General features: G+C 46.8%; 8 protein-coding genes. 5 read left to right on the top strand and 3 right to left on the bottom strand.

Annotation, left to right across the window (positions count from 1 at the left end; all coding sequences use genetic code 11):
* The first annotated feature begins 85 nt into the window (after positions 1–85).
* From LDL40_RS13340 to LDL40_RS13320, 5 genes are all read left to right on the top strand, one after another.
* On the top strand, positions 86–1,951 hold the full coding sequence (locus LDL40_RS13340; protein ID WP_300995865.1) for a GNAT family N-acetyltransferase: 1,866 nt from the start codon (positions 86–88) through the stop codon (positions 1,949–1,951).
* Positions 1,952–2,869: a histone deacetylase family protein gene (locus LDL40_RS13335; protein ID WP_300995864.1), complete on the top strand. Its 918-nt coding sequence runs from the start codon at positions 1,952–1,954 to the stop codon at positions 2,867–2,869.
* 116 nt (positions 2,870–2,985) lie between these two features.
* Positions 2,986–4,470: a TrkH family potassium uptake protein gene (locus LDL40_RS13330; protein ID WP_300995863.1), complete on the top strand. Its 1,485-nt coding sequence runs from the start codon at positions 2,986–2,988 to the stop codon at positions 4,468–4,470.
* Between the two features lies 1 nt (position 4,471).
* Complete coding sequence (locus LDL40_RS13325) at positions 4,472–5,752, top strand: DUF4118 domain-containing protein (RefSeq protein ID WP_300995862.1); 1,281 nt, start codon at positions 4,472–4,474, stop codon at positions 5,750–5,752.
* Positions 5,749–6,438 carry a response regulator gene (locus tag LDL40_RS13320; protein ID WP_300995861.1) on the top strand — a complete coding sequence of 230 codons (690 nt, stop codon included), beginning with the start codon at positions 5,749–5,751 and terminating at the stop codon, positions 6,436–6,438. The genes LDL40_RS13325 and LDL40_RS13320 overlap by 4 nt, the downstream gene beginning before the upstream one ends.
* Before the next feature lie 598 nt (positions 6,439–7,036).
* Here LDL40_RS13320 and LDL40_RS13315 read toward each other — a convergent pair.
* From LDL40_RS13315 to edd, 3 genes are all read right to left on the bottom strand, one after another.
* Positions 7,037–7,693, bottom strand: a complete 657-nt coding sequence (locus LDL40_RS13315) for a bifunctional 4-hydroxy-2-oxoglutarate aldolase/2-dehydro-3-deoxy-phosphogluconate aldolase (RefSeq protein WP_300995860.1) — start codon at positions 7,691–7,693, stop codon at positions 7,037–7,039.
* Positions 7,694–7,697: 4 nt separating this feature from the next.
* Positions 7,698–8,666: a glucokinase gene (glk, locus tag LDL40_RS13310; protein WP_300995859.1), complete on the bottom strand. Its 969-nt coding sequence runs from the start codon at positions 8,664–8,666 to the stop codon at positions 7,698–7,700.
* On the bottom strand, positions 8,659–10,000 hold a 1,342-nt coding region (gene edd, locus LDL40_RS13305; protein WP_300995858.1), incomplete at its 5' end, for a phosphogluconate dehydratase. The genes glk and edd, both read right to left, overlap by 8 nt.

Genomic DNA, 10,000 nt, shown 5'->3' with positions numbered 1-10,000 from the left:
TTTTGGGGAGAAGCCGGACAAAATCGACTTAGGTCGCACTGACAAATACGTTGTATTCTGACATGGTAAAGAAAAAGGATGCGGTATGGCCAAAAATTCAGACAAATCTACGGCGAAATCACTGGACTGGGGTTCACTGCTGCAGTCAGGCAATCGCATTTTTATCGGCTCTCATGCCGCTGCACCACAGGCTTTGCTAGCCGATTTAATGGCTCGCACTAAAAACCTGCATGATATAGAGCTGGTACAACTGATGGTGCTGGCTGATAACTGCTGGGCTGAACAGCGTTACAGCGACTTATTTAAAATCAATGCCTTGTTTATTGCTGGTGATAAAGTGCGTAATGCGGTTGCTGAAGGCCGTGCCGACTACACTCCTTGTTTTTTATCTGAAGTGCCAGCGCTTTTTAAAGAAGAAATTTTGCCTCTAGACGCCGCTTTGGTGATGGTCAGCCCGCCTGATGCGTTTGGATACTGCTCTTTGGGAGTATCAGTTGATGCCGTATCAGCCGCTGTGCGTTCTGCCAAAAAAGTTATAGCGCAAATTAACCCTAAGATGCCACGCACCAATGGGTATACCTTTATCCATCAAAGCCAAATTCACGCTTTTATTGAGCAGGAAGAAGAACTGCCAGAATTACCCCCTCCAGTGCTGGATGAAGTGACTGAACGCATTGGTCAGTATGTGTCGATGCTGATTGAGGATGGTTCAACCTTGCAGCTCGGTATAGGCAAAATTCCTGAGGCCGTTTTACGTTATTTGGGCAACCACAAAAATTTAGGAGTGCACTCAGAAGTCATTTCGGACGGTGTGATGGAACTGATCACCAAAGGCGTGATTAACAACAGAAAAAAAACCTTTCATCCAGGCAAAACCGTCACCAGTTTTTGTATGGGCAGTAAAGCTTTATACGACTTTGTAGATGGTAATCCTCATGTCGAGTTCTACCCAAGCGAATACGTGAATTCACCAACCAATATTGCCCGTAACGATGCGATGATTGCCATAAACAGCGCCATAGAAGTGGATTTAACAGGCCAGGTGGTGTCAGATTCCATAGGACACAAATTTTACAGCGGCATTGGTGGTCAGGTGGATTTCAGCCGTGGCGCCTCTATGAGTAAAGGCGGCAAACCTATTATCGCCCTGCCTTCCACTGCCAAAAATGGTACAGTGTCACGCATAGTGGCCACCATCACCGAAGGTGGCGGCGTAGTCACCTCTCGTGGTCACGTGCATTATGTGGTGACAGAGTTTGGCGTGGCTTCTTTACGGGGTAAGAGTATACGTGAACGAGCACTGGAGCTCATTCGAGTCGCCCACCCAAAGTTTCGTAAACAACTGCTGGACGAAGTACGAACCCGCTATTGGGTACCACATTATCAAAAAGATTACCCCAAAGATGTGGTTGAACTGGGCAAGGTCGGGTTAAAAACTTTAACTATTGCAGGTGAGCAGTTCGATTTACGAGCGCTTAACCCAGCGGACGAACGCAGATTGCAGGAGTTTTTTTACTCGCATACCAAAGAAACCTTGCTGCTTAGGTACAACCACCATCCTAAACAAATGAGCAGAGAGAAATCCTGTACTCTGGTCAGTGTCGATCAGTCACGTGATTTAGCACTTTGTATTGTAAAACAGCAAGGTTCAATACTGGAAATTCAGGCGGTGGGCCGTTACTACCTGAATGAAAGTGACAACAGTGCAGAAGTGGCATTTGTCACGCGCGAAAAACATCATGGCAAAGGCATGGCCAGACGATTACTGGACGAAATGATCAGAATAGCCCGAATGCGCGATTTGAACCGCATGTTGGCTTATGTCCGGGCCGACAACAAGCCGATGCAAAAGGTATTCGAAAAAGCTGGATTTAAGCGTATCGCCAGCGGCGATCCGGATGAAGTGTATTTAGAGCTACCGTTAAAATCGGTTGAATCAGAGAAATCTTAAATGAGTTTAGTGATCTTCAGCCATGGCCGTTGTTTATCGTACGACATAGGCCTGGATCATCCGGAAGCAGCGTCCCGTATTTACGCCATACAAGACCAGTTATTAAGTTCTGGTCTGGAATTTGTGGTGCAACAACGCGATGCTACTCCGGCCAGTATGGAACAGTTGTATTTAGCTCACGACCCCGCTTATGTCGACCATGTGTTTGACGCAGTGCCTGATACAGGCCATATCTGGCTGGACGATGATACTCAGGTGAATGCAAAATCCTTAAATGCCGCTTTGTATTCGGCTGGTTCCGGCATTAATGCAGTGGATTTGGTAATGCAGCAGCCAGACACTCAGGCTTTTTGTTTAATACGCCCTCCTGGTCATCATGCAGAATTCAGAGCGGCCAAAGGCTTTTGTGTATTTAATAACATTGCCATAGCTGCAGCTTATGCCATGCAGCAGTATGATTTGGGACGTGTGCTTATTGTGGATTTTGACGTGCACCATGGCAATGGCACTGAAGATATTTTCCAACATGAGCTCAGAGTCAAATTTTTCTCGTCATTTCAGCATCCGTTTTATCCATACACAGACCCCGTCAGCCATAGCTCATCCATTGTCAAAATGCCTTTAGCTGCTGGTACTACTGGTGCTTTGTATCAACGTCGATTTAACGAAGAATGGTTGCCACTCATGCAGGCATTCCAACCTGAACTGGTACTGGTCTCTGCGGGTTTTGACGCCCATATCGAAGATGATATGGGTCAGATGAAACTCACAGAATTAGATTATTTGTGGCTTGGGCAGCAACTGAAGCAACTGGCAGACCAGTTCTGCGGCGGACGTTTGGTCTCTATGCTCGAAGGTGGCTACGAACATAGCCCTTTAGCCCGCAGTGTGGTGAGTTATCTGAAGGGCCAGTTGTAACAAACTGTGGGCTGGGTAACCCCCAGCCCCGACAATAAATCCTTATACAATCTTTATAACCTAATCTAACCCAACGCTATAAAATTCAATTGTTGTTCAACGCTGGATAAAATTATATGGCCGCCACTTTGGTGCTGGGTTCCGTGGTAAAGAGCTCAAGTCGTTATCTGATGTATAGAGTTTTAGGGCATTTGTTGCTGATGTTAGCTGCAGTGAAGCTGATCGCTATGGCTGTGTCTATTCTGTATCACGAGAGCAGCTTTTGGGTTTTCCTTGGCTCGTCTGTCTTTACCGCTGCTTTAGGTTACACCCTGGTGTACAAAGGCCGTCACTCTACAGACATTAAACACAGGCAGTTATTTTTGCTGACCACGTTAAGCTGGTTGTCGCTTTGCGTCTTTTCCGCTATCCCTCTGTTTTTGATTGTACCCAACTGTACTTTAACAGACGCTGTGTTTGAAACAGTTTCAGCGGTCACCACCACAGGTTCTACGGTTTTATCCGGATTAGACAACATGCCAAAAGGCATTTTATTTTGGCGCGCTGTGCTGAACTGGATGGGAGGTATAGGTATTATAGTGATGGCAATTGCCGTTCTGCCCGCACTGAAAATTGGTGGTATGCGCCTTTTTAAAACTGAAAATTCTGACACTTCCGATAAAATTTTACCTCGAAGCTCTACCTTGTCTGCCGCCATAGGCTTTGTTTATCTGGCATTAACCTGCTGCACCATGACAGCCTATTATCTGGCCGGGATGACAGGTTTTGATGCGGTCACCCACGCCATGACCACAGTTGCAACAGGAGGTTTTGCTAATTACGACTCTTCTTTTGGCATCTATAAAGATTTACCGCAAATTTATTGGCTAAGCAGCTTTTTTATGATGCTAGCGGCCATGCCTTTTGTGCTGTTTGTAAGTGCAGCCAAAGGTGATAAAAGTGCCTTGTGGCGTGATCCTCAGGTAAGGGCCTTTGTGGCCATAGTCCTATTTTGCAGTCTGTTGCTGACCGGGTATCAGGTGGTGCATAACAACAGAGATGTAGTCGATGCGTTAACCCACAGCCTGTTTAACGTAGTTTCCATTATCACCACTTGTGGCTATGCCTCAGAGGACTATACATTGTGGGGCAATATGGCCATTATGTTGTTTTTCTATTTGACCTTTGCCGGCGCCTGTTCTGGTTCTACCTCTGGTGGTTTAAAGATATTTCGTATTCAACTCTCTGCAATGTTGTTAATCAAACAGTTAAAATTATTGGTACATCCCAAGGCGGTCTGGAGCCAGAGTTATGGCGGGAAAAAAGTAGATGACCAACTGTTGGGAAACGTTTTGGCGTTTTGTTTTATCTATTTTGCAACCATAGCTTTTATCGCCATGGCGTTATCATTTTGTGAGCTGGATTTGGTCACAGCACTGACAGGTGCAGCAACTGCAGTCGCCAACGTTGGTCCTGGTCTTGGCAGTATTATTGGTCCTGCAGGTAACTTTTCAACTTTACCTGATGCCGCCAAGTGGTGGTTGAGTTTAGGTATGTTAATGGGACGACTGGAAATCCTAACCTTATTAATTTTATTTACACCTTCCTACTGGCGGTTCTGAGATGGCCAAAGCTTTAAAATTGCCCTATTTACCACAGCTCGCCGTAACCATCCTGCTACCTGCGCTGATAGTGTTGTTGTGTTTACCGCTGCGAGACTGGATAAGCCCAACCGATGTGGCGATGTTACAGTTATTGGGAGTCGCCTGGATGGCCCAGCAGTATGGCTGGCGCCTGGCCACTGTTGCCACTTTAGTCTCGGTGTTATTGTTAAACTGGTGCTTTGTCCCCCCCTATTATACTTTTGATGTGCACGACGCTAGTTTTTTTATCAGTTTTGTGGTGATGGTGCTGTTGGGATTATTGATCAGTTTGTTGTCTGAACGTTCCAAACAACAGGTTAAACGCTTGCGTTATGCCATGTCGCAAACCCGTGGTATGTACATGCTGGCTAAAGGTTTAGGCCAAAGGCAGGATTGGCAAAAACAATGCGCCTACGCAGCTAAATTGTTAAGTCGTCGTTTAGGAACCGCAGTTGAGGTTATTCAGGCACAGGAACCAAAAGTAGTGGCTGAACATGCAATACTCGCAGTAGGTAACCCGCCAGTAGCCTGGGTTGTCGTGCCAAGCTCCTTTTTATCCAGCCACCCTACTCTTTTACATACAGCTCAGTCCTTATTGACCCAAAGTTATGCCCAGCAAGACAGAGTGAAAGCTCAGCTGGAACAGCAAAAAGCTATGCTGCTAAGGTCTTTATCGCACGATTTACGTACGCCTTTGGCCACCATTATGGGTGCATCCAGTATGCTGGCTGATCCTGAGTTGCAACTGGGCTCTGAGCAACGTCAGCAGCAGGCGCAGAATATTTACCAGCAAAGCCAGATATTAAATCAGCATTTTGAAAAAGTACTGGAGCTGAGCAAAGCGCAGCTGACCACTCATTACATTCAGCACAGCGATTTCAGCTCAGACGATTTAGTGGCTGGCGCGCTCGCCCGGCGTGGCGATCAAGCGGCAGAACTCAGTGCTCATTTAAAGTGCAGCTCTGCTGTGCCTTTACAGGGCGATCTTGAATTGCTGGAAATAGCGCTAGCCAATATGCTGGAAAACTCATTGCGCCACGGTGTTGCTCCTTTTGAATTAAGCCTTGGCCAGAGTGCTTCAGGTTGTTTTATAAGGCTTAGTAACGGCATTAAATCTGCTCTGCCAGCGGCCCGGGATAAAGGCCATGGTTTGGGGCTGAATATTTGTCAGGCGGTCGCCGCTTTGCATCAGGGCAAATTTGACCTGGGCATTGCTCAGGCATCAGAGAAAGTAACTGCAGCTATGGAGTGGCCATTATGATCACTACAACAGCCTTCCCCATTCAGTTATTAGTGCTTGAAGACGATCCGGGTTTACAAAGCTTTTTACACACCCTACTGCAAAGCCAGGGGTATCAAAGCATGATCCAGGCCGAAGGCCAACAAGGTTTTGCCCTGCTAAAAAATCATAGTTTTGACTTAATTCTGCTGGATTTAGGTTTAGCAGATATGGATGGTATTGAGTGGCTGCAGCAACTGCGCAGCTGGTCAGAAGTACCTGTGATTGTGATTTCAGCCCGGGGTAAAGAACAGGACAAAGTGCGGGCTTTAGACTCTGGCGCCAATGACTATGTCACCAAGCCTTTTAGTTCAGCCGAACTTTTAGCACGCGTCAGAGCCACACTGCGCCAGCAACAAAAAACCGCCAAGCCTTTAGCTTTTGCCGATATCAAACTGGACCCGGTGCAACGCATCGTCACCAAAGCAGGCGAGCAAGTGCATCTGACCAAAACCGAATACGATATCTTATTGCTGCTGGTGCGGCACTTAGGTTCTGCTCTGACCCATAACCAGATCTTACAGCAGGTCTGGGGCGAACATTACCAGGACAGACCCGAGTATATTCGGGTGCATATGGCACAGCTACGACAAAAGCTGGAAGATAATCCATCGGCCCCACGGCATTTGAAAACCGAAGCTGGAGTTGGGTATAGACTTTGTGAGTAAGTCGCTGAAGTAAACTTTGTTTTGGCAGTAGTTTTACATGCCTCTGCGCAAAGTAATAGTTCAAACATCAATTGGTGGTCGTATAAGCGGAATCAGGCTTCCGGCATACAATTTCCTAAAGATGCCGCCCGGGATCGTCGGCAGGACTTATACAGCTGCCAAATGCTGCGCCAATTGTTGCAGTTCCTTGGGGATTTCCACTAAAAATTATAGCTAAATCAAATACATGATTTACTTTATCTTTAGTTTCAGCTGCACAACTAATGATGTGCTGGCGCTGAGATTTTTACAGATTTTTCTGAAATAAGTAAGTTAACGACAGGTAAAATCTACACAGCCGGTGCGCTAGTTGTTCATGTTTTTACTCAAGAGGTACCGCTGTATTTTTGCAGCGCCATTGCTTAAGCATTTGAATAAGTAAAACAGAACGTTGAGCCTGTTTTTCCAAAATGGCCTATGCCAGTAGAATGTAAATTTCTATACAGCCCTGGCACTTCAGATAACGGTGACTAAAGGTAAGTATTTCAGCGTTCTAACACCATAAAAAAACCCGACCAAAGCCGGGTTCCTCGTATCAATCTGAACAACACAAAAGGCATTACTTCTGCACTGTCTTGGCTTCTTCCACTGCGGCTAAACACAGCTCTGTGATTTTATGCCACTCTTTATTTTTAATAGCTTCGTCCGGCACTATCCAGCTACCGCCTACGCAACGTACGTTAGGTAAAGCCAGATACTCTTTGAAGTTTTTCTCATTAATACCACCTGTTGGGCAAAAGCGTATATCAGAGAATGGGCCGTGAATAGATTTTAAGGTTTTTACGCCACCCGCTGCTTCTGCCGGGAAAAACTTAAAGTGGGTGTATCCTACTGCTGTGCCTTCCATCAACTCAGAAATACTGGCGATGCCCGGGATTAATGGGATCACGCTGTCTTTACCCGCTTGCAGCAGTTCACGGGTCGAACCAGGGCTAATCGCAAAACGGGCACCAGCTGCTATCACATCGTCCAGTTGTTTGGCTGTAGTCACAGTACCAGCACCTACTATGGCATCAGGTACTTCAGTGGCTAATAAACGAATCGCATCCAGAGCCACAGGAGTACGTAAGGTCACTTCCAGTACTTTAATGCCGCCTGCGACTAAGGCTTTTGCCATAGGAACAGCGTCTGCTAAATCTTTGATCACAATGACGGGCACCACAGGGCCTTGTGCGAACAAAACGTCAGGTTGTAGTTGCCAATTTTCAAATGCCATAGTGTTAACTCGCCATATGTTGTTTTAAGTAGACTGCACAGCCAGTTAAACCTGGTTGCTCTGCAGTGACGACAAAAGTTGCAATACGGCGGTTGAAGTCTTTAAACCGGCCTTTTGCTTCAAATCGGGTTCTGAAATCGCTTTGATTCATCAGCGACAGTAATTTTGGCGTAATACCACCAGCGACAAAAACGCCGCCAAAAGTGCTTAATGTCAGAGCTAAATCCCCTGCCAAACCACCTAAACTGGCAAAAAACTGCTCGATAACGCTTTTACATAACACGCAGCTGCCATCCAGAGCTTTGCCAGCAATTTGGGCTGCGTTTAATGGCTCAACCACTTTGTTGTTAAACGCAGCAATGGCCAGATACAAATCTTCCAGGCCTGGGCCTGATAACAAACGCTCCGGGCTAACATGACCGTATTTGTTCGCTAAAAAGTTGTGAATGAACCATTCCTGTTCGGTTTGAGCGGTAAAGTCGACATGCCCGCCCTCACCTGGCAATGGTAAATAACCTAAAGCAGTTGGAATTAAATGCGCTACGCCTAAGCCGGTACCAGCGCCTAACACCGCCATAGGCTTAAATTGATCGGCATGGCCTTCACCAATTTGTACCAGCTCGGTTTGTTTTAGCGCAGGTAAGCTCATGGCCACAGCGGTAAAGTCGTTCAGCACGATAAACTCGGCTAAATCCAAATCAGCTTTCATTTGGCTTACAGAGAACTGCCAGCGGAAATTGGTCATTTTGACAAAATCACCAGTCACAGGACAGGCAATGGCTAAAGCCACATGACGAATAGCAGTCAAACCTTGATCTTCACGATAAAACTGCAAAGCGTCAGCTAAAGTATCAAAATCAGCGCATGGGTACACAGCCACTTTATCTAAATGCAGGCTGTCTAAATCGACACGGCTAAAACGTGCGTTAGTGCCGCCAATATCAGCAACAATAGCGAACTGGATCTCAGCCATGGTACTGCTCCTCTGTGTTGAACAGACTGCAGGCACCTTGTTCTGCACCAGTGATCACGGTACGCAGGCCACCAAACATTTCGCGGCCCATACCCCAATGACTGTCCGTCATATCCCTGGTAGCCGCTTGACGTTTGGCCAGTTCTTCATCTGATACCAAGACTTTTAATACGCCGTTGATACCATCGACCAGCATCATGTCACCGGTTTGGATCTTAGCGATCACACCACCGTCTACCGCTTCCGGTGTGACGTGAATAGCAGCTGGTACTTTACCTGAAGCACCAGACATACGACCGTCTGTGACTAATGCCACATGGAAACCACGGTCTTGTAATACACCCAGCGGTGGCGTCAGTTTATGCAGTTCTGGCATACCACAGGCGCGTGGGCCCTGAAAACGCACAACCACTACACAATCTTTATTTAAATCACCAGCTTTAAAAGCGGCATCCAATTCATGCTGACTAGAGAATACAACAGCCGGTGCCTGCACTACTTCAGTACCTTCACGAAGTGCTGAGGTTTTAATGACGCCGCGGCCAATATTGCCAGATAACACCTGCAAACCACCGTGCTCTTTAAAGGGTTTAGTGGCACTGGTCATCACGCTTAAATCTGACGATTCAGTCGGGCCATCAACCCACACTAGTTTTCCATCTTGCAATACCGGAGTTTGGGTATAACGGCGTAAACCAGGACCCGCCACAGTATTGACGTCTTCATGCAGCAAGCCGTTGTCTAACAGTGTACGGATTAAATAAGCCATACCACCTGCTTGCTGAAAGTGGTTGATATCAGCCTGACCGTTAGGGTAAATCTTGGTGACTAATGGCGTTGCGTGCGACAGATCGGCAAAGTCATCCCAGTTCACAATAAAACCAGCAGAACGGGCCACAGCAATGAGGTGCATAGTGTGGTTAGTAGAACCACCTGTCGCCAGCAAACCAACAATACCGTTGACTACCGCTTTCACGTCAACGATTTTAGAAATAGGTAGGTAATCCGTGCCTAAATCCGTTAAGCGGGTGACCTGACGGGCAGCGGCTTTGGTCAACTCATCACGCAGCGGCGTACCTGGATTGACAAAAGAAGCGCCGGGTAAATGCAGCCCCATCACTTCAACCACTAATTGATTTGAGTTGGCGGTACCGTAGAAAGTACAAGTACCGGCACTGTGGTAAGACGCCGATTCAGAATCTAATAACTCGTCATGCCCTACTTTGCCTTCAGCATAGAGCTGACGTACACGGGCTTTTTCTTTATTTGGAATACCAGATGGCATTGGACCGGCAGGGACAAACACAAAAGGCAAATGCCCAAAACTTAAAGCG

It is taken from the genome of Rheinheimera sp. (assembly GCF_020217005.1).
GTDB lineage: Bacteria > Pseudomonadota > Gammaproteobacteria > Enterobacterales > Alteromonadaceae > Pararheinheimera.
The sequence above is the reverse complement of the archived record's forward strand: the minus strand, read 5'-3'. Positions and strand labels throughout refer to the sequence as shown.

Bases quoted from the DNA above. Each gene is read 5' to 3' on its own strand.
- LDL40_RS13340 (WP_300995865.1), top strand. From the start codon at position 86: ATGGCCAAAAATTCAGACAAATCTACGGCGAAATCACTGGACTGGGGT.
- LDL40_RS13335 (WP_300995864.1), top strand. From the start codon at position 1,952: ATGAGTTTAGTGATCTTCAGCCATGGCCGTTGTTTATCGTACGACATA.
- LDL40_RS13330 (WP_300995863.1), top strand. From the start codon at position 2,986: ATGGCCGCCACTTTGGTGCTGGGTTCCGTGGTAAAGAGCTCAAGTCGT.
- LDL40_RS13325 (WP_300995862.1), top strand. From the start codon at position 4,472: ATGGCCAAAGCTTTAAAATTGCCCTATTTACCACAGCTCGCCGTAACC.
- LDL40_RS13320 (WP_300995861.1), top strand. From the start codon at position 5,749: ATGATCACTACAACAGCCTTCCCCATTCAGTTATTAGTGCTTGAAGAC.
- LDL40_RS13315 (WP_300995860.1), bottom strand. From the start codon at position 7,693: ATGGCATTTGAAAATTGGCAACTACAACCTGACGTTTTGTTCGCACAA.
- glk (WP_300995859.1), bottom strand. From the start codon at position 8,666: ATGGCTGAGATCCAGTTCGCTATTGTTGCTGATATTGGCGGCACTAAC.